The sequence below is a fragment of the Micromonospora sp. ALFpr18c genome (assembly GCF_008868155.1).
GTDB lineage: Bacteria > Actinomycetota > Actinomycetes > Mycobacteriales > Micromonosporaceae > Micromonospora.
This window is the reverse complement of record NZ_WBKR01000043.1, coordinates 15550-33640: the sequence shown is the minus strand read 5'-3', so window position 1 is coordinate 33640 and position 18091 is coordinate 15550. Positions and strand designations below refer to the sequence as shown.

Here is an 18091-nt window from a genome sequence, read left to right as displayed (position 1 = left end):
TCCTGGCCTCGCTACGCAACCTCGCCATCAACGCCCTACGCCTGGCCGGCCGACCCGACATCACCGAAGCCACCCGCTGGGCAGCCCGCAACATGACCAGGCCATTCACCATCCTCGGCCTCACATCGTGATCATGAAACGGCCGTGGCCCCTTGCCAGAGGCATAGCACAGGAACGTACCGATCCGACAGTTCTCCGACCGCCGTCCCCGAATACTGCCGCTGCACCCCCGCAGACCGGTCCCCTTGTTCAAAAACCCAGTCTCGTCGGCAACCAACACCGCAGCAGGATCGCCGAGGTGTTCCACCACATAATCGCGAACATCATCACGCACCGCGTCGGCATCCCAACACGGGCTACACAACACCGCCTGCATCCCGTCCGGCGACCGGTCACCAGCCTGCTCCGCGAGAGTCCACCCGTTACGCCGCTCCAACGGCGACAGCAGCCCTCGCACATAAGCGAACGCCCGCTTCCGCGGCTCCACCCGCGAGAACCGGCCCGCGATCCGGGCAAACAACTCACCCAGCCCGACTTCCCACCACTCAACCAACCCAACGCCAACCACAATGGACTATCGAGCCACATCCACCCGAAGTTGCGAACCACCGTTGCAGTATTTGGAGGCGATGGCGTCACCGGTGGCCGCGGTCGTGGTGCCCGGGCCCGCAGGGCAATGCGGGTCCGGGCCACGCGATGCGGCCAGGGGACGTGCCGGTCGGGCGTGCGGGCCCGGGCCGGTCGAGTCGCGGATGACCAGGTCGGTCTGGAGCATTACCTGTGCGGTGGTACGACGGACGCCGAGCGCCGTGCCGGCACCGAGCCCTCGCGCGCCGCGCGGTGACTCGGTGTCCTGTTGCAGCAGCATGTCGACGGCCGTCCGGCCGGCGGCCGCGGTGGGTGTGGCCACCGTCGTCAGTTTGGGGCGGGTGAGCCGGCTCAGGGCGATGTCGTCGACCCCGACGACGCTCACCTCCTGCGGCACCCGGACCCCGAGCGCGTCCAGCCCCTCGATGAGGCCGATCGCCATCAGGTCGTTGTAGGCGAGCACGGCCGACACACCGCTGCGCCGCACCTGCTCGGCGACGGCCGAGCCGCCGGTCTCGGTGGGCGCGTTGGGGCCGAGCATGGTCAGCTCGGCGCCGCCGGCGCGGGCGGCCGTGGCGGCGGCGCGGCGCATCTCCCGGTTGGTCCATGAGCTGCGCGGGCCGCCGAGCAGGGCGATGCGGTCGTGGCCGAGGCCGACGAGGTGCTCGATCGCCGCCCGGGCGCCCTGCCCGACATCCATCAGCACGCAGGGCAGGCCGGTCACCTGGCGGTTCACCACCACCAGCGGCACCTCGCGGCTGAGCTGTTCGATGAGGCTGTTGCTCATCCGTGGGCTGCACAGCAGCACCCCGTCCACCTGCTTGGCGAGGGCGTGGACCAACTCCTCCTCGGCGGTCGGGTCCTCGTTGGTGTCGGCCACGAAGACGTGGTAGTCGCGGTGGCGGGCCTGGCTCTCCGCCGCCTTGATCAGCGGCGGGAAGAACGGGTTCGCGATGTCCGCGATGATCAGGCCGATGTTGTGCGTACGGCCGGTGATCAGGGCCCGGGCGGCCCGGTTCGGCCGGTAACCCAGATCCTCCGCGCAGGCCAGCACGCGGACCCGGGTCTCCGGGTTGACCAGGTGCGGGGCCGAGAAGGTGCGGGACACGGTGGAGATGTGCACACCGGACGCCCGGGCGACGTCCCGGATGGTGACTGGCACGGCGGCCCCTTCGTCCGTTGTGGCGGCGGTCACGTGGGTGTCGCCAATTAATGCAAACGGTTGCTCCAGTGTCAACGGTGGATGATGACGGTTCTGTTGCGCCAGCGCTCCCAGCGGTGATCTATGAGCCCGCAAAGGGGGACATATGCCGCCGGTTGCGGCCTCCACGTTGACGCAATCGGATCGACCGTGATTACTTCACTGCAAACCTTTGCAGGATCACCGGGGAGGCCACCGAATGTCACCGAGAGCCGGCGGGCGGGTCCGGTACGCCGTCGTGGGCACCGGCGCGCGGGCGGAGATGTTCGTCCGGGCCCTGGTCCTCGATCACCCCGACACCACCGAGCTGGTCGCCTTCGCCGACGTCAACCAGGCCCGGATGGACGCGCACAACCGCTGGCTGGCCGAGCTGGGTCACGACCCGGTGCCCACGTACCCGGCCGCAGACTTCGCGGCCATGCTGGACAAGGAGCACGTCGACGTCGTCCTGGTCACCAGTGTGGACGTCACCCACGACGCGTACGTGGTGGCCGCGCTGCGCGCCGGTCGGGACGTCGTCACCGAGAAGCCGATGACCGTCGACGCCCCGCGCTGCCGGCGCATCCTCGACGCGGTGAGCGAGACCGGCGGTCGGGTGACCGTCGCCTTCAACTACCGCTACAACCCGCTGCACGAACAGGTCCGCCGGCTGCTCGCCGACGGCGCGGTCGGCGAGATCGGCTCGGTGCACTTCGAGTGGCTGCTGGACGTCCGCCACGGCGCCGACTACTTCCGCCGCTGGCACCGGGACAAGGCCACCTCCGGCGGGCTCACGGTGCACAAGGCCAGCCACCACTTCGACCTGGTCAACTGGTGGCTGGCCGCCACACCCGTCGAGGTGTACGCGGCCGGCCGGCTCTTCTTCTACGGCGACGGCGGCCGCCGGCACGGCTACGCCCGCGACTACGACCGGGCGCACGGCTCCCCCGCCGCCGTCGACGACCCGTTCGCGCTCCGGCTCGACGCGCACCCCCGGCTGCGCGAGCTGTACCTCGACGCCGAGGCCGAGGACGGCTACCACCGCGACCGCAACGTGTTCTCCCCCGGGGTGAGCATCGAGGACGACATGGCGGTGCTGGCCCGCTACTCCACCGGCGCGACGATGACCTACCACCTCACCGCGTACGCACCCTGGGAGGGCTACCGGGTGATGGTCAACGGCAGCCGTGGCCGCCTGGAACTGGAGGTGACCGAGAACGACTTCGTCGACCGGGGCACCGCCGGCGCGGTCAAGGGCGCCGCCCTGCACGGGGTCGAGGCGCCGGCCGAGGGCGGACGCGCGACGCTCACCCTGCGCCCGTTCTGGGAACCACCCCGGCAGATCCCGGTGCAGGGCCGCACCCGGCACGGCCACGGCGGCGCGGACGCCCGGATGACCGCTGTGCTCCTCGGCGGCCAGCCGGACCCGCTGGACCGTGCCGCGACCGCCGACGACGGCGCGTTGGCCCTGCTCACCGGCCTGGCCGCCAACCGGTCCTTCGAGACCGGGCAACCGGTCCGGGTCGCCGACCTGCTCACCCTCCGCTGACCACCGACGAGGAGCCCAGCCCCGTGCCGACGTCCGACCACACCGATCTGCTCCTGCCCTCCGAGCCCGGCCAGCGCGCGTTGGCCCGGGAGTTGTACGCCCTCGCGGCGGAGCAGCCGATCATCTCGCCGCACGGGCACGTCGACCCGGCCCTGCTCGCCGATGATCGGCCCTTCCCCGATCCTGCGCAGCTGCTCATCGTGCCCGACCACTACCTGACCAGGATGCTGCTCAGTCAGGGCGTGCCCCCGGCGCAGCTGGGTGTGCCCACCCGCGACGGCAGCCCGGTGGAGACCGACGGCCGGGTGATCTGGCGGCGATTCGCCGCGCACTGGCACCTGTTCCGGGGCACCCCGTCGCGGCTGTGGCTGGAGCAGACCTTCCGCACCGTGTTCGGGGTGAACACCCCGCTCGGCCCGGCCACCGCCGACACCCTGTACGACGAGATCGCGGCCCGGCTCGCCGAGCCGGACTTCCGCCCCCGGGCGCTGTTCGAGCGCTTCGGCATCGAGGTCCTCGCGACCACCGAGTCGCCGCTGGACGACCTGGGTCAGCACGCCAAGCTCGCGGCCGACGGCTGGGGTGGGCCGGGCGGGCGCGTGGTCACCACGTTCCGCCCGGACGACGTGGTGGACATGGAGTTCGACGGCTGGTCGACCAACGTGGACCGGCTCGGGACGCTGACCGGTGCGGACACCGGCACGTACACCGGTTATCTGGCCGCGCTGCGGGCCCGGCGGGCCGCGTTCATCGCCGCCGGGGCGACCTCGTCGGACCACGGCCATCCCACCGCGCGCACCCTGGACCTGTCACCGGCCGAGGCGGCGCGGCTGTACGACCGGGGCCGGCGAGGCGAGGCCGACGCGGCCGACGCGGAGGCGTTCCGGGCGCACATGCTGATGGAGTTCGCCCGCATGTCGCTCGACGACGGCCTGGTCCTGCAGCTGCACCCCGGCGCCGTGCGCAACCACAACCGCTGGCTGCACGCCCGGCACGGCCGCGACGTCGGCGGTGACGTCCCGCAGGTCACCGAATACGTGCACGCGCTCGCCCCGCTGCTGGAGCGCTACGGCAACGATGCCCGGCTGCGGGTCGTGCTCTACACCCTCGACGAGGACACCTTCACCCGCGAGCTGGCGCCCCTGGCCGGCGGCTACGCCGCACTGCTGCTCGGCGCGCCCTGGTGGTTCCTGGACTCCCCCGAGGTGCTGCGCCGGTTCCGGGAGACCGTCACCGAGAACGCCGGCTTCTACAACACCACCGGGTTCGTCGACGACACCCGGGCGTTCTGCTCCATCCCGGTCCGCCACGACGTCGCCCGCCGGGTGGACGCCGGTTTCCTGGCCCGGCTGGTCGCCGAGCACCGGCTGCCGATGGACGAGGCGGCCGAGACGATCGTCGACCTGGCGTACCGGCTGCCCAAGCGGGTCTTCAACTTCGGAGGCGACGACCAGTGAGTGTCACCATCACGTCCGTCGACGTGCACGACGTGCGGTTCCCGACCGCTGCCCGGGGCGACGGCTCCGACGCGATCAACCGGGGTGACTACTCGGCGACGTACGTGGAGCTGGGCACCGACGCCGGCCCGATCGGCGCGGGGTTCACCTTCACCAACGGCCGGGGCAACGAGATCACCTGCGCGGCGGTGCAGGCGCTGGCGCACCACGTACGGGGGCGCACAATCGAGGAGATCACGGCCGAGCCGGTCGCGTTCTGGCGCTCGCTCAGCGCCGACGTGCAGTTGCGCTGGCTGGGTCCGGAGAAGGGCGTCATCCACATGGCGGCCGGCGCGCTGGTCAACGCGGTGTGGGACCTGCGGGCCACCCTCGCGGGCAAACCGATGTGGCGGTTCCTCGCCGAACTGCCCACCGACGACCTCGTGGCCAGCGTCGACTTCCGGCACATCAGCGACGCGCTCACCCCGGACGACGCCGCCGCGATCCTCGACAAGGGACGCGACGGGCTCACCGACCGGCTGGCCACGCTCGACCGTGACGGCTTCCCCTCGTACACCACCTCGGTCGGCTGGCTCGGCTACCCCGACGACAAGGTGCGGGCGCTGACCCGGCAGGCGTACGACGACGGCTGGCGGGCGATGAAGATGAAGGTGGGCGGCCCGCTCGCCGACGACCTGCGCCGGGCCCGGATCATCCGGGCCGAGATCGGCCCGGACGCGCTGCTGATGATGGACGCCAACCAGGTCTGGGACGTCGACGAGGCGATCACCGCGATGGCCACTCTGGCCGAGGTCGACCCGTACTGGATCGAGGAGCCGACGCACGCCGACGACATCCTCGGGCACGCCCGGATCGCCCGCGCCGTCACCGAGCTGACCGGCGGGCGGTGCCGGGTGGCCACCGGCGAGGTCGCCGCCAACCGGGTGATCTTCAAGCAGCTGCTGCAGGCCGAGGCGATCGGCGTGATGCAGATCGACGCGTGCCGGGTCGGCGGCGTCAACGAGGTCCTGGCGGAGCTGCTGCTGGCGGCGAAGTTCGGGGTGCCGGTCTGCCCGCACGCCGGCGGTGTGGGCCTCTGCGAGTACGTCCAGCACCTGGCGATCTTCGACTACCTGCGGGTGGGCACCAGCCTGGACGGGCGGATGGTCGAGTACGTGGACCACCTGCACGAGCACTTCGTCGACCCGGTACGCACCCGCGGTGGCCGGTACCTGCTGCCGGAGCGGCCCGGCTACAGCGCCACCATGCGGCCCGCGTCGGTGGCCGAGTTCCGCTTCCCGGACGGTCCGGCGTGGCGGTGACCGTCGGCGCCACCCGGCTCGGCCTGGGTGTAATGCGCCAGCTACCCATGGAGTCCCGTCCGCTCGTCCGGCCGGGCACGGTGCCGACCGGCGTCGTACACCTGGGGTTGGGCGCGTTCCACCGCGCGCACCAGGCCGTCTACACCGAGGCGGCGGTCGGCGCGGCCGGCGGCGACTGGGGCATCGTGGCCGTCGCGCCGCGCAGCACCGCGCTGGTCGAGGCCCTCGCCGCGCAGGACAACCTGTTCAGCGTCAGCACCCTCTCGGCGGCCGGCAGCACGACCCGGGTGGTGGGCGCGCTGAGCGGGGTACGACACGCTCCCGGCGACCCGGACGCCGTGGTGGCGCTGCTCGCCGACCCGGCGGTGCGGGTGGTGACGCTGACCGTCACGGAGAAGGCGTACCACCTCGACCCGGTGACCGGCGACCTGTGCCCGGACCCGGCGCTCGCCGCCGATCTGGCCGGCGGTCGTGCGCCGACCACGGTGCCGGGGCTGCTGCTGCGTGGGCTGGCCGCCCGGGCTGCCGCGGACGCCGGGCCGGTGGCCCTGGTGAGCTGCGACAACCTGCCCGCCAACGGCCGACGTCTGCGGGGTCTGGTCGACCAGGCGGTCGCCCGGGCCGCCGGGGTGCCCACCGGGCTCGTCGAGTGGGTCGCCGGCAATGTCACCTGCCCGGGCACCATGGTGGACCGGATCGTGCCGGCCAGCACTCCCGACACCATCGAGGCGGCCCGTCGGGCGCTCGGCGTGACCGATCTGGCGGCGGTCGCCGCCGAGCCGTACGCGCAGTGGGTGATCGAGGACGACTTCCCGGGTGGGCGGCCGGGTTGGGAGCACGCCGGGGCGGTGCTCACCGACGACGCCGGCCCGTGGGAGCGGTTGAAGTTGCGCAGCCTCAACGGCGTGCACTCGGCCGTCGCGTACCTGGGGGCGCTCGCCGGCCGGGAGACGATCGCCGACGCGCTGGAGATCCCGCACCTGGCCGACGTGCTGCGCCGGCTGATCGCCGAGGACGTCGCGGCCAGCTTCACACCGCCCGACGGGGTGCGGGTGGTCGACTACGGCGAGCAGGTCCTCGCCCGGTTCGGCAACCCGGCGATCCGGCACCGCACCCTACAGGTGGCGATGGACGGCTCGCAGAAGCTGCCGCAGCGGATCCTGCACACCATCGCCGACCTGCGCGCGGCCGGCCGGCCCGCGCGCTGGGGCGCGCTGGTCGTGGCGTCCTGGCTGCGCTTCGCGCTGGGCTACGCCGACGACGGCCGGCCGTTGCCGTTCCAGGATCCGCTGGCCGGGCCGATCCGGGCCGTGCTGGACGCCGGCGCGCAGAGCCCGGCCGGCGCGGTGGACGCGGTCTTCGCCCTGCGCGAGGTCATTCCGGCCGAGGTGGCCGGCGACGACGAGGTACGCGCCGACGTGATCGCCTGGCTGACCGCCCTGGAACGCCACGGCGTCGAGGCCACCCTGGCCGGTGTCCGGTGAGCGGGCGCCTACCGCCGGCCGGTGCGCGGTGACCGGGGCGGCGCCGCCGACGCGGGTGGCGGTGATCGGTGCGAACGGGCACGGCCGCTGGCACCGCCGGGCGATCGCGCCGTTGCACGCCGACGGCCGGGTGCGGCTGGTCGCGCTCGTCGACGTCCAGCCGGTGCGGGACGATCCGGTGGCGCCGCTGCCGTCGGGGGTGCAGGTGTTCACCGACCACCGAGCGATGCTCGCCGCCACCCGGCCGGAGGTGGTGGTCATCTGCACGCCGCCGCACACGCATCTGCCGATCGCCCGCGACGCCCTCACCGCCGGCGCCGACCTTCTGCTGGCGAAGCCGCCGGTGTTGTCGCTGGCCGAGCACGACGAGCTGACCTGGGCGTTGACCACCGCTGGTCGGGTCGCCCAGGTCGGTTTCCAGGCGCTCGGCTCGGCGGCGCTGACCGCGTTGACCGACGCGCTGGCCGCCGGACGCCTCGGCACGGTCACCGGCATCGCCACCGTCGCCGCCTGGCAGCGCCCGGACGCCTACTACGCCCGCTCCGCGTGGGCCGGTCGGCGGACGCTCAACGGGCGGCCGGTGCTGGATGGCGCGCTGGCCAACCCGCTCGCGCACGCGGTGATGCAGTGCCTGGCCGTCGCCGAGTCGCTCGGCGGGGCGCCGCCCTGGCCGGTCGCGATCGAGGTGGAGCGCTACCGGGTCCGGCCGATCGAGGTGGAGGACACCGCGGTGCTGCGGATCCGCTTCCGTGCCGGCCCGCCGGTGCTGGCCGCGGTCACCCTGGCGGCCGAGGAGTTCGTGGCCGGTGAGGTGGAGGTGACCGGTTCGGCGGGTCGTGCGGTGCTGGAGTACCCGACCGACCGGCTGTGGCTGCCCGGCGACGTGGTGACCCGCCGGGTCCCCGGTCGGCAGGGCCTGCTGGAGAACCTGCTCGCGCACCGGGCCGATCCGCTCGGTGTGCCGCTGATCGCGCCGCTGGCCCGTACCGCGCCGTTCACCGCGCTGCTGGACGCGCTGCGCGCCGCACCGGAGCCGCGGCTGCTCGACGGCGACGTTGTCGACGCGGTGGGCGACGGTGCCGAGCGGGTGGTGCGGATCCGTGGCGTGGTCGACGTGCTGCGTCGAGCGGCCGAGCAGGGCGCGCTGCCCAGCGAGCAGGGCGTGTCGTGGGCCGCGCCGGCGTACCGCGCGGATCTGGCGTAGTGGCGGCGCCCCGATCTGGGCGCCGACGCGGGCTGGACGCCCACCCTGCGGCGCGACCCGGTCCTGCCGGCCCCGCTGGTCCCCCTCGTGGTGGGACCGCTCGCCGGCGCGGACCGGCTGCCGATCTGAGCGCCCGCCCACCCGTTGATCAACTCTGCGGTTGCCGGACGCCTCGGCGGCGCGCGGGACCATCGATGTGGAGAAGATCGGCTATAAGTGACGCATGGACTTCCCGCCGCACCTGGGCAGCATGCCGATGCACGCGATCACCGAGATCCACGGTGAGCCCGGGCTGCTGGAGCGCTTCCGGCTGGAGGTCGAGCAGTTCGACGTCGACGCCCGCGCGCGGCTGTCCGCCGCACTGGACCTGGCCGCCGACCTGCACCGCGACGACCGGCGCGTCCGCGAGCCGTACCTCAACCACCTGCTGCGGGTGTCCATCCGGTTGATGCACCACTACCAGGTGCGCGAGGTGGACGTGATCGTCGCCGGTCTGCTGCACGACTCGGTCGAGGACCACCCGGCCGAGCTGGCCGGCGGCGAGCAGGTCGCCGACCCGACCGCAGCCGCGTTGGCCGCGCTCGCCGCGCGGTTCGGGCCGCGGGTGGCCCGGCTCGTCGGTGCCGTCACCAATCCGGTGTACGACCCGCGGCGCGACCGGAACACGCAGTACCGGGAGCACCTGGCCGTCAGCCTGGAGCGGGAGCCCTGGGCGCGGGTGATCAAGGTGTCGGACTTCACCGACAACGGCGTCGGGGTGATCCACACGGTCGGGCCGAAGGTGGTGTCCTCGGCCCGGAAGTACCGGCCGCTCGTGCCGCTGTTCCGCGACCTGATCGGCCGGCCGGACACCCCGCTGACCCCGGCGGTGAAGCGGCACATCTTCGGCCAGCTCGACCTGGCCGAGGAGCGGTTCAGCGCGATCCTGGACCAGCCGGTCGCACCTCACTGACCAGGTCGAACCCATCACCCGACCGGGTTCCGCGACAAGTTCTCAGATCTCCGGGACGTACCCCGGCCTTACGGTTGGTTTGCGCCAGATGCGAGCCAAGAGCCCTCTTGGTCGAAATGCCTGGCGTGACCCGATCGAGAGGATTTGACCATGCGCGACCTTTCTCGTCGCGATCTGCTCAAGGCGACCGCCGTTGGTGCCGGGGCGGTCGCTCTGCCGGGCATGATGGTCGGAGGCAGCTCGGCGATCGCGGCCGACGGCCCCGGCCCGTCCGACGCGACGTACCCACCGGCGAAGCTGACCGGGCGCATCGTTCGCCCCCAGAGCCCCGACTACGCGGAGGCGAGCCTCGGGTGGGACGAGCTGTTCGTGCGCTATCCGCTGGTCATCGTCTTCGCCCAGGAGACCCAGGACGTGGTCAACGCCCTCACCTGGGCGCGGCAGCACGACGTCGCGCTGCGGGTCCGCAGCGGCCGGCACAGCCTCGAAGGCTGGTCGAACGTCGACAACGGCCTCGTCATCGACGTCAGCGAGCTGAAGGACGTGCACATCGACACCGCCACCCGCACGGCGAAGGTCGGCGCGGGCCTCAACCAGCTGGAGGCGGTGACGACGCTCGGTGAGTACGACCTCGCGGCGACGACCGGCACGGAGGGGACCGTCGGCCTGTCCGGTGCGACCCTCGGCGGTGGCTTCGGGTTCCTCACCCGTTACCTCGGCATGGCCTGCGACAACCTGATCGGGGCGGAGATCGTCGTCGCGGCGGGGGCCAACGGCGCGAAGGTGCTCCAGGTGGACCCATGGAACCACTCGGATCTGCTCTGGGCGCTGCGCGGCGCCGGCAACGGCAACTTCGGGATCGTCACCTCGCTGACCTACAAAGTGGCCCCGCTGAAGAGCGTCGCCTACCTTCAGGCGACCTGGCCGGGCCTCGACGACCTGCACCGGGTCTTCGACGCCTGGCAGCGCACCACACCGTTCGCCGACCCCCGCCTCGGCAGCCAACTCGAGGCCCACCCGGACGAGATCCTGATGTTCGGGGTGCTCGCCGAGGGATCGGAGGCGGAGGTGCGGCGGCTGCTGGCGCCGATCCTCTCCATCGGCGACCCCGAGGTGACCGTGCAGATCGGCGGCTGGGGCGACACGTACGCCGGCTTCCAGATCCCGAACGAGGACGAGCCGGCGAAGTGGAAGTTCTTCTCCCAGTTCACCAGGGAGCCGTTCCCGGCCGAGGCGATCAGCATCATCCGCGAGTTCCTGGAGAACTCGCCGTCGCCGGACAGCAACTTCTTCACCCAGGCGTTCGGCACGGGCGCCCAACGCCAGGAACCCTTCGGCGGGGCGGCGTTCCCGCACCGCGACGCGCTCTTCTACTCCGAGCCGGGCACCGGCTGGGGCACCCGCGGGGAGCCCGACAGCGGCGACGCCATCACCCCGATCGCCCAGACCTGGATCGCCGAGTTCAGCCAGGCGCTGCGCCCCTTTGTGGACGGCGCCTACGTCAACGTGCCGAACATCGGCATGGCCGAGTGGGAGACCGCCTACTGGGGGCGCAACGTCGAGCGGCTGCGCAAGATCAAGGCGAAGTACGACCCGCACAACGTCTTCCAGTACGAACAGAGCGTCCCGCCCGCGACACACTGACCAGGGTGACCGGCGGTGCGGGTGGCACCACCCGCACCGCCGGCCCCGTCCACCGTGTCGATCAGGGATGCGGCACCGTGGCACCGGCCGTGCCGGCCCGCACCAGGTGCTCCAGCCAGGGTGTCGGCCCCACACCCAGCTCACGGCCCAGGTCGGCGCGGAACAGCTCGAAGCGCCGTACCGCCTCGTTGATGTTGCGTTCGGCCAGGTGCACGGCGATCAGTGCCCGGGTGGCGCTCTCCCGCAGCGGCTCCAACTGCACGGCGGTCAACGCCACCTGCACCGCCTCGCTGTAGCGGCCCTGCGCGGTGAGCCGCTCCGCGAGCGCCTCCAGCGCGTACAGCCGCGTCTGCCGGAGCCGCTCCCGCTCGGTCAGCACCCAGTCGTCGTACCAGCCGGGCAGCAGCTCACCGGTCCCGAGCGCCGACACGTCCGGCGCGGCGTCCACCGGCGTGACGCCGGTCAGCAGGGCCGCCGCCGCCGCGGTCAGGGTGGCCACGTCGCTGGTCACCCCGGCGGCCAGGGTCAGCCGGTCCTGCTCCTCGACGAGCGGCTCGGGGGTGACCCGGTGCAGCCGCCACAGCATGGTGCGCAGGTTCGCTCGGGCGCGGTCCTCGTGCGAGCCGGGCCAGAGCGTGCCGGCGGCCTCCGACCGGGCACAGCGCGGCCGTACCCCGAGGTAGGCCAGCAGTCGGCGGGCGCCCTGCGGCACCGCCACCGCCCGCCCGTCGCGTTCCAGCCCGAACCCGCCCAGCAGCCGCAACGCGTACCGGGGCGGCTGCCCCGCGGCGGCCTCGTTCACCCCGGAGTGCAGGTCGTGCGTCACCTCGTGAACATGCATGCATGCGCCTCTCGCACCCGATCGCCCCGTGGCAGTTCCACGCTCGGGTGTGGACGGTTCGCGCACCAGCGCAGTGTCGTCACACCGACCCGGCGAGCGGTGTGGATCAGCCGTTCGCCGGAGTCGCCGCCGACCGTTCAGCGAAGCTTGCTCAGCGTCCGGGCGTACGAGGTCCACTCGGCGGCGTCGCCGACCTCGGCGCGTACCCCTGCCTCCTTCATGATGGAGAGCACCCGCTCGGCGGGCGCCTCGGCCAGCTTGCCGAGGGTGCCGATCCCGGCGCGGGTCAGCGCCGCGCGGGCCCTGGTCGGCACCCCGGCGAGCATGGCGATGTCGGCGTCGCCGACGTTCTCCAGCTCCGACTCGATGCCGAGGGCGGCGGCCACCGCCGACTGGGCGCCGACGGTGGTCCGGACGATCGCCGCCTCCCGCTCGCTCACCTCGGCGAACATCGCGTCGAGGCTGGGGTAGCTGCTGTCCGCCGGCAGCACCTTGAGCACGTCGCGGACCGTCCGGCCGTCGGCCACCTCGTCCTCGCCGAAGAAGCGGACGAACTCGACGAGCTTCACCTCGCGCGGGAAGCGCTGCCGGACGTCCGGGGTCTCGACGGCGTACCGGTCCAGATAGGCGGCGCCGCGGACCTTCGGCCCGGCGACCACATCCACACCGAGGGTCTCCACGGCGGGCAGCACGATGGTGCCGGCCTTGGTCTGCCAGATGCTGACCTTCTTGTCCAGGAACATCGTGGTGCCCATGTACTTGCCGAAGTCCAGAGCGCCGATGTAGTTCGGGATCTGCTCGATGGTGTACGGGCCGGGAACGACCTTGTTCTCGTGCACCGTCGAGTGCAGGCGGTTGATCTCGGCGCGGATTTCGTCGAGCAGTCGGCGCAGGCTCACCCGCATCGCGGCCATGCAGGTGAACGCCTTGGCCAGGTCGGTGCCGAGGTGGTCGAGGTCGTGCTCGATGCGGTGGAACCGCTCGTTGAAGCCCTGTTCCCCCGGCGTCTGCCCGGCCTGGACGACGTCCTCGCCGTCGACCCAGTCGGTGTGCGCGAAGGTCCGGGCGAACGGCGGCGGCGCGCAGCCCGGCTCCACCGCCGGGAACGGCTCCGCGTAGCTGAACACCCGCTTCGCGGTGCCCACGTTCTCGTAGATCCAGGAGGAGACCAGCACGCTGGCGTCCGAGGCCGGGATGCCGTGCCGCGTGAACGTCTCGTACAGCTCGGTGACGGTCATCCCGTCGTAGTTGATCTCGCTCGCCATGGTGGTGTCCCTCTCAGAGCTGGTCGTACACGCCGCGGTGCCGGCGCTGCTGGAAGGTGCGGAAGGTGCGGGCCACCGCCGGGCGCAGGGGCTCGGCGGTGCCGTCGGCGTCGAGGTCGACGTGGTCGCGCCGGATGCCGAACGTGTTGATCTCCACGCCGAGCGGGCAGACCCGCATCAGCGCGTTCATCAGCCGCTCGTACTGGGCCAGGGTCAACGCCACCGAATCGGGCAGCTCCACCCGGAACTCGTACGGGTCGGTCCGGCCGGTCCGCACGTAGGACAGCGCCACCACGGCGACCAGGCCGGCGTGGGTGGGCCGCAGCGTGGTCCGCGCGCCGACCGCCTTGATCTCCGCGGTGCCGCCGCCGAGCCCCACGGTGTACCAGCGGAACCCGGTGGCCCGCCGCTCGGCCAGGTTCAGCCCGGCCTGCGGCAGCCCGATCACACCGCACACCAGCAGCACCCGGTTGCCGGTGTCGACCAGCGGCAGCGCGGCGGCGAGGTGCTGGTCGCGCAGCAGGCCGACCAGCCGGGCCAACCGGTCCGCCGCCGCCGGTTGACCGGCGATCAACGCGGCAGCCAGCGCGGCCGGCAGCTCGATGGTCTCCACCAGCTCGTCGGGGAGCCGGTTGAGCGCGGCCACCACCGGCGCCGGATCCCGTACCGCGGGCAGACCGGCGGCGGCCAGGGCCGCATCGACGGGCTGCCCGGCGGGCCGGGTCGGCACGGCCGCCCACCGGGTCCGGGCCGCCGCGTCGGTCAACGGCGTCCAGGCCGGCTCCCCGGCGTCGGTCCAGGCCCGCGCGGCGGCGGTCAACCCGGCCAGCAGCAGCGCGTTGCCACCCGGGTCACCGGGAGCGTGGAACTGCGCCTCGACCGGCGTGTCGGCGCCGACCGCCGCGCTCAGCGGCGCGGTCACCGCCAACCCCCGGGTGGGCAGGTGCGACAGGTACATCCTGGTGGTGCTGATCCGGTGCGCCGTCTGCACCCCGCACACCCGCCACAGCCAGGCCAGCTCACCGTCGGCGGCCACCGTGGGCACACCGGCGGCGCGCGCGGCGGCGATCAACGCCTCGGCGGTCCGGTCGGCGGTGACCGTACGAGCGGTGTCCAGCACCCGGTTGCGCAGGTCGGTGGCCTGCGCGGGGGTCGGCCAGCTGACGTCGACGCCGAGGCCCAGCTCGTAGCGGCTGCCACCGGTGTCGTCCTGGGCGCGGGTCACCTGCCACACGATGGACGACCCGAGCGCCCGGCAGACCCGCCCGGCACGGTCCAGCGCGGCGGCCAGCGGCGGCGCCACCGCGTGCGCGCTGTCGAAGGCGTACGACTGGCGCAGGCTGGCCCGCAGCGCGGTGACCTCGGCCAACCGGCTGGCCGGCAGCGCCCGCCCGGCGTGCACGGTGTTGTTCGGCGGGGTGTTCGCCGGCAGCACGAGGCGATCGCGGCGCAGGTGGGCGAGGAAGTTGGTGCGGTGCTGCGGATCGCCGACGGCGACCAGCCGGATCGCCACCGCGAACCGGTCGTCGTCCTCGCGCAGGGTGAAGCGGGCGCCGCCGGGCAGGTCGGCGAAGAGTCCGGCGTTCGGGTCGGTGTCCGCGCCGGGGCCGTTGAGCAGGCGGCGCACCGCCCCCGGGGTGGGCAGCAGGAACCGCCGGTACAGGCCGAGCCGGTGCGCGTACGCGGCGTCCGGCTCGTGGGCCGGGGCGGCCAGCCGCCGGGCGTACACCTCGCCGCTGGCCGGCTCGTGCACCAGCTCGTCGACGAAGCGGGCCACCCCGACGTCCGCGCCGATCCGGTCCAGCGCGTCGCGCCGGGCGTGCGCCAGGGTCCGGTACGCGTGCACCTCCCGCGCCGCGCGACGCAGCCGGTGCTTCTCGTACGACATCAGGTAGAGCAGCCGGCCCAGGTTGCCCTCGACCACGGCCAGCTCGGCCAGGGCGGTGAGCGCCGTCCCGGTGACCGTCGTGGCGGCGGCGTCGACGGTCCGCTCGGCGGTCACGGCGACGGTGAACGGCGCGACCAGCGGCTCGTCGGCGGTGTCCGGCGCGTACGCGGGCACCGACGCCCCGGCGGCCGACCAGGGCGCGAAGACCACCGGTGGCAGCACCCGCTCACCGGTGCCGCCGGGGTCCACGGTGACGGTCACCCGGACGGTCTCCTCGACCAGGTCACGGCGCAGCACGACGGTGAGCAGCGGGTGCCGACTGGTCCAGTCCACCGCGGCGGCGCCGGTGCCGGCCAGCGGCACCACGACCCGCCGGACGGTGCCCGGGTACGGGCCCTCCAGCTGGTCGACGAGGTTGCGTTCAACGGACGGGTCGGCGCCGTCCACCGGCACCCGGATGTCGGTCATCGCGCCTCCGCTCAGACGATCCGGAACGGCCGGGGATCGTCCCGGTCGACGTAGACGGGCACCTGGTTGGCGGCGAGCACCGCGTTGTCGCCGACCGGCAGCCGTTGCACCCCGTCGCCGGTGGGCGCGCTGCCGGTCACCACCACGGCCGAGTCGGCCGGGAAGCGGACCAGCCGCAGCTCCCGTACGTCGGCGACGCCCGGCTCGTTCATCAGCGTCCAGATCACCTCGGCGGCCCGGACCGGCTCGCCGAAGGGCAGTTCGTCGACGTAGCGGCGCAGCCGGGCGTGCAGCCGGGCGCGCAGTTCGGTGGCGGCGGTGGAGGCGTTCACCGTCTCCGTCGAGCCGGTGGGCAGCGGCAGGCCCCGGACGACCAGGTCGGCCTCGACGCCGATGCCGACCTCGTCGGCCCGGTCCACCGAGGCGAAGATGCCCACCGGGCGCAGGTCCTCGATGACCGACTCGACGGCGGCGTGCAGCCCGTCGGGGCCGTCCCAGATGGCGGCGGCGGTCGGCGCGACGAGGACCGTGACGTAGTACGGATTGCCCAGGTCGCGTTCGGTGCTGAACACCCGCTCGATGAAGGTGAAGTTGCCGAAGATGGACTGGTTGAGGTCCAGCCCGCCCCGGCCGTCGAAGACCTGCACCTGGCGTACGCCCGGCACGGTCGCCACGGCCAGGCCGATCGCCTCGGCCGTCCAGATGGAGCGGGGCGCGGCGAGCAGCAGTTGCCGGTAGCGGGCGTCGGAGACCTGCTGCTCCCCACCGGTCAGCGCGACGGTGTGGGTGATCTCCACCAGCTCCGCGCCGGCGGCCTGCTCGGCGTCGTCCAGGTCGGCCAGCAGGGTGTCGGCCCGGTTCCACCTGTCGATCTTCTGGCTGGCCTGGGTCGGGTCGAGGTTGTGCGCCGGGCCGGGGTAGAACGCGGCGACCGCCGGTACCCGTTCGCCCACGGCGGCGGAGAGCACCACCGTCTCGTCCAGGGCCACGTGGTGCCCGCCGGGCGTGGAGAGCCGGGCGCCCCGGGGCAGCGTGAGCTGGGTTCGGCCGGTGGGCAGCGCGGCCGTCAGCGTCAGCTTCACGGTGCCCCGCGCCGGCAGGTACGGCCGGGGGATGCCGAGTTCCTCGCCGAGGCGGGTCAGCGCGTCGGCGGTCGCCGACACCACGTACGAGTTGTCGTAGACGGCGCCGAGTGCCGCCCACAGTCGGGCGTCCTCCAGGGCGGCCAGTTCGAGGACCTTGCGCAGGACCGCGCCGCTGGTCAGGTCGATGTCGTCGCCGAAGAGCAGCCGGGCGGTGGCCAGCTTCTCGGCGAGCAGCCGGGCGAAGGACTTCGGCACGAAACCGCTCTCGACGATGCCGAAGCCGGTCGAGCCGGTGGCCCGCAGCGCGGCGGCGTCGACGGCGAGGACGTCGGCCAGCTCGGCCGGGAGGGTGGGATCAGACACTGGGCAGCTCCCCGAGATGCACCGAGAGCCGGTCGTCGGTGATGGTTTCGAACTGGACCTGCACCTGCAGGGTGCGAGAGGACCGCAGTGCGGCTGCCGCCGCGTCGTCGGCACGGCCCGCGCCGAGCCGGCCGTCGTCGAGGTTCACGTCGACGATCTTGCGGACGCGGGGGTCGCGGTCGAGCAGCGTGATGATGCCGATGCGGACCTGCTCGCGGACGAGGTTGGGTTCGGTCTGCTCGGCCAGGGCGTTGAGCCCGTCGAAGCCGAAGGTGGCGTCGAAGACGTTCGAGCCGCGCAACGTGGTCAGCGCCACCGCGAGGCTCTGCGCCACGTTGCCGGTGCCGGAGACGAGGGCCAGCACCCGGCCGTTCGGGCCGTCGTCGAAGACGACGTCGCGGGCCAGGTCGACCCCCGGCATGGTGGGTTCGAAGGCGAGTCCCCAGCCGAGGTAGCGGCGCTGGGCGGCCTGCCGTTCCCGTTCGGTGCGATCCATCTCAGACCGCCCTCAGCGTGCTCTGCCCGGCGGTGGCGGCCAGGCCGGAGGTGCTGCCGTTGGTGGCGCCGCTGAGCGTGTCCAGCGCCACCCCGACGCCGGCGACGTGCAGCTTCTGCGCGGCACCAGACGCCGACATGACGTTCTTGCACTGCACGGTGGAGCTGCTGTCGGTGATCGTGCACCCGGTCACCGACTTGCCGGTGATGCCGTCGGGGCGGACCACCGGGGTGCCGGCCACCGTCAGCTTCGACTGCCCGGCCGGCGTGACCGTGCCCTGGCTGGGGCAGTGCACGTTGCTCGACGTGGTGAGCACGAATGCCATG

The 18091-nt window shown here is 73.0% G+C and carries 15 protein-coding genes; 7 read left to right on the top strand and 8 right to left on the bottom strand.

Features of this window, described 5'->3' with window-relative positions; translation table 11 throughout:
• Positions 1–457, bottom strand: a 457-nt coding sequence (locus F8271_RS10990; RefSeq protein WP_370461895.1) for a transposase, incomplete at its 3' end; no start/stop codon positions are given.
• A gap of 117 nt (positions 458–574) precedes the next feature.
• Positions 575–1750 (bottom strand): LacI family DNA-binding transcriptional regulator, encoded by a 1176-nt coding sequence (locus F8271_RS10985; protein WP_151489597.1) that lies wholly within the window; start codon positions 1748–1750, stop codon positions 575–577.
• A 238-nt stretch (positions 1751–1988) separates the two neighbouring features.
• Between F8271_RS10985 and F8271_RS10980 the strand changes: the two genes are divergently transcribed.
• The 7 genes from F8271_RS10980 to F8271_RS10950 all read left to right on the top strand — a co-directional run bounded on the left by F8271_RS10980 (position 1989) and on the right by F8271_RS10950 (position 11359).
• A complete protein-coding gene (locus F8271_RS10980; protein ID WP_151489596.1) occupies positions 1989–3317 on the top strand; it encodes a Gfo/Idh/MocA family protein in 1329 nt (442 codons plus the stop codon).
• A 23-nt stretch (positions 3318–3340) separates the two neighbouring features.
• Entirely contained in the window at positions 3341–4774 is a 1434-nt protein-coding gene (uxaC, locus tag F8271_RS10975) for a glucuronate isomerase (RefSeq protein ID WP_151489595.1), read from the top strand.
• On the top strand, positions 4771–6075 hold the full coding sequence (locus tag F8271_RS10970; protein ID WP_151489594.1) for an enolase C-terminal domain-like protein: 1305 nt from the start codon (positions 4771–4773) through the stop codon (positions 6073–6075). The genes uxaC and F8271_RS10970 overlap by 4 nt, the downstream gene beginning before the upstream one ends.
• On the top strand, positions 6066–7559 hold the full coding sequence (locus tag F8271_RS10965; protein WP_225854411.1) for a mannitol dehydrogenase family protein: 1494 nt from the start codon (positions 6066–6068) through the stop codon (positions 7557–7559). The genes F8271_RS10970 and F8271_RS10965 overlap by 10 nt, the downstream gene beginning before the upstream one ends.
• A gap of 28 nt (positions 7560–7587) precedes the next feature.
• Positions 7588–8763, top strand: coding sequence for a Gfo/Idh/MocA family protein (locus F8271_RS10960; protein ID WP_151489593.1), 1176 nt, complete (start codon positions 7588–7590; stop codon positions 8761–8763).
• A gap of 223 nt (positions 8764–8986) precedes the next feature.
• Positions 8987–9715: an HD domain-containing protein gene (locus F8271_RS10955; RefSeq protein ID WP_151489592.1), complete on the top strand. Its 729-nt coding sequence runs from the start codon at positions 8987–8989 to the stop codon at positions 9713–9715.
• A gap of 150 nt (positions 9716–9865) precedes the next feature.
• Positions 9866–11359 (top strand): FAD-binding oxidoreductase, encoded by a 1494-nt coding sequence (locus F8271_RS10950; protein ID WP_151489591.1) that lies wholly within the window; start codon positions 9866–9868, stop codon positions 11357–11359.
• 61 nt (positions 11360–11420) lie between these two features.
• On the opposite strand, the gene F8271_RS10945 is transcribed toward F8271_RS10950, so the two are convergent.
• The 6 genes from F8271_RS10945 to F8271_RS10920 all read right to left on the bottom strand — a co-directional run bounded on the left by F8271_RS10945 (position 11421) and on the right by F8271_RS10920 (position 18090).
• Entirely contained in the window at positions 11421–12200 is a 780-nt protein-coding gene (locus F8271_RS10945; RefSeq protein ID WP_151489590.1) for a BTAD domain-containing putative transcriptional regulator, read from the bottom strand.
• A gap of 137 nt (positions 12201–12337) precedes the next feature.
• Positions 12338–13465, bottom strand: coding sequence for a hypothetical protein (locus tag F8271_RS10940; protein WP_151489589.1), 1128 nt, complete (start codon positions 13463–13465; stop codon positions 12338–12340).
• 13 nt (positions 13466–13478) lie between these two features.
• Positions 13479–15821 carry a hypothetical protein gene (locus tag F8271_RS10935; RefSeq protein ID WP_151489588.1) on the bottom strand — a complete coding sequence of 781 codons (2343 nt, stop codon included), beginning with the start codon at positions 15819–15821 and terminating at the stop codon, positions 13479–13481.
• 11 nt (positions 15822–15832) lie between these two features.
• Positions 15833–17269: a baseplate J/gp47 family protein gene (locus tag F8271_RS10930; protein ID WP_151489587.1), complete on the bottom strand. Its 1437-nt coding sequence runs from the start codon at positions 17267–17269 to the stop codon at positions 15833–15835.
• Complete coding sequence (locus F8271_RS10925; protein WP_151489586.1) at positions 17262–17765, bottom strand: hypothetical protein; 504 nt, start codon at positions 17763–17765, stop codon at positions 17262–17264. The genes F8271_RS10930 and F8271_RS10925 overlap by 8 nt, the downstream gene beginning before the upstream one ends.
• A gap of 1 nt (position 17766) precedes the next feature.
• The gene (locus F8271_RS10920) at positions 17767–18090 is read right to left on the bottom strand and encodes a hypothetical protein (RefSeq protein ID WP_151489585.1); all 324 of its coding nucleotides are present in this window, start codon (positions 18088–18090) and stop codon (positions 17767–17769) included.
• Position 18091 lies beyond the last annotated feature (1 nt).

What these genes read in the sequence shown, in the direction of transcription:
- F8271_RS10980 (WP_151489596.1), top strand. Translation starts at nt 1,989, where the DNA reads ATGTCACCGAGAGCCGGCGGGCGGGTCCGGTACGCCGTCGTGGGCACC.
- F8271_RS10955 (WP_151489592.1), top strand. Translation starts at nt 8,987, where the DNA reads ATGGACTTCCCGCCGCACCTGGGCAGCATGCCGATGCACGCGATCACC.
- F8271_RS10950 (WP_151489591.1), top strand. Translation starts at nt 9,866, where the DNA reads ATGCGCGACCTTTCTCGTCGCGATCTGCTCAAGGCGACCGCCGTTGGT.
- F8271_RS10945 (WP_151489590.1), bottom strand. Translation starts at nt 12,200, where the DNA reads ATGCATGTTCACGAGGTGACGCACGACCTGCACTCCGGGGTGAACGAG.
- F8271_RS10940 (WP_151489589.1), bottom strand. Translation starts at nt 13,465, where the DNA reads ATGGCGAGCGAGATCAACTACGACGGGATGACCGTCACCGAGCTGTAC.
- F8271_RS10935 (WP_151489588.1), bottom strand. Translation starts at nt 15,821, where the DNA reads ATGACCGACATCCGGGTGCCGGTGGACGGCGCCGACCCGTCCGTTGAA.
- F8271_RS10925 (WP_151489586.1), bottom strand. Translation starts at nt 17,765, where the DNA reads ATGGATCGCACCGAACGGGAACGGCAGGCCGCCCAGCGCCGCTACCTC.
- F8271_RS10920 (WP_151489585.1), bottom strand. Translation starts at nt 18,090, where the DNA reads ATGGCATTCGTGCTCACCACGTCGAGCAACGTGCACTGCCCCAGCCAG.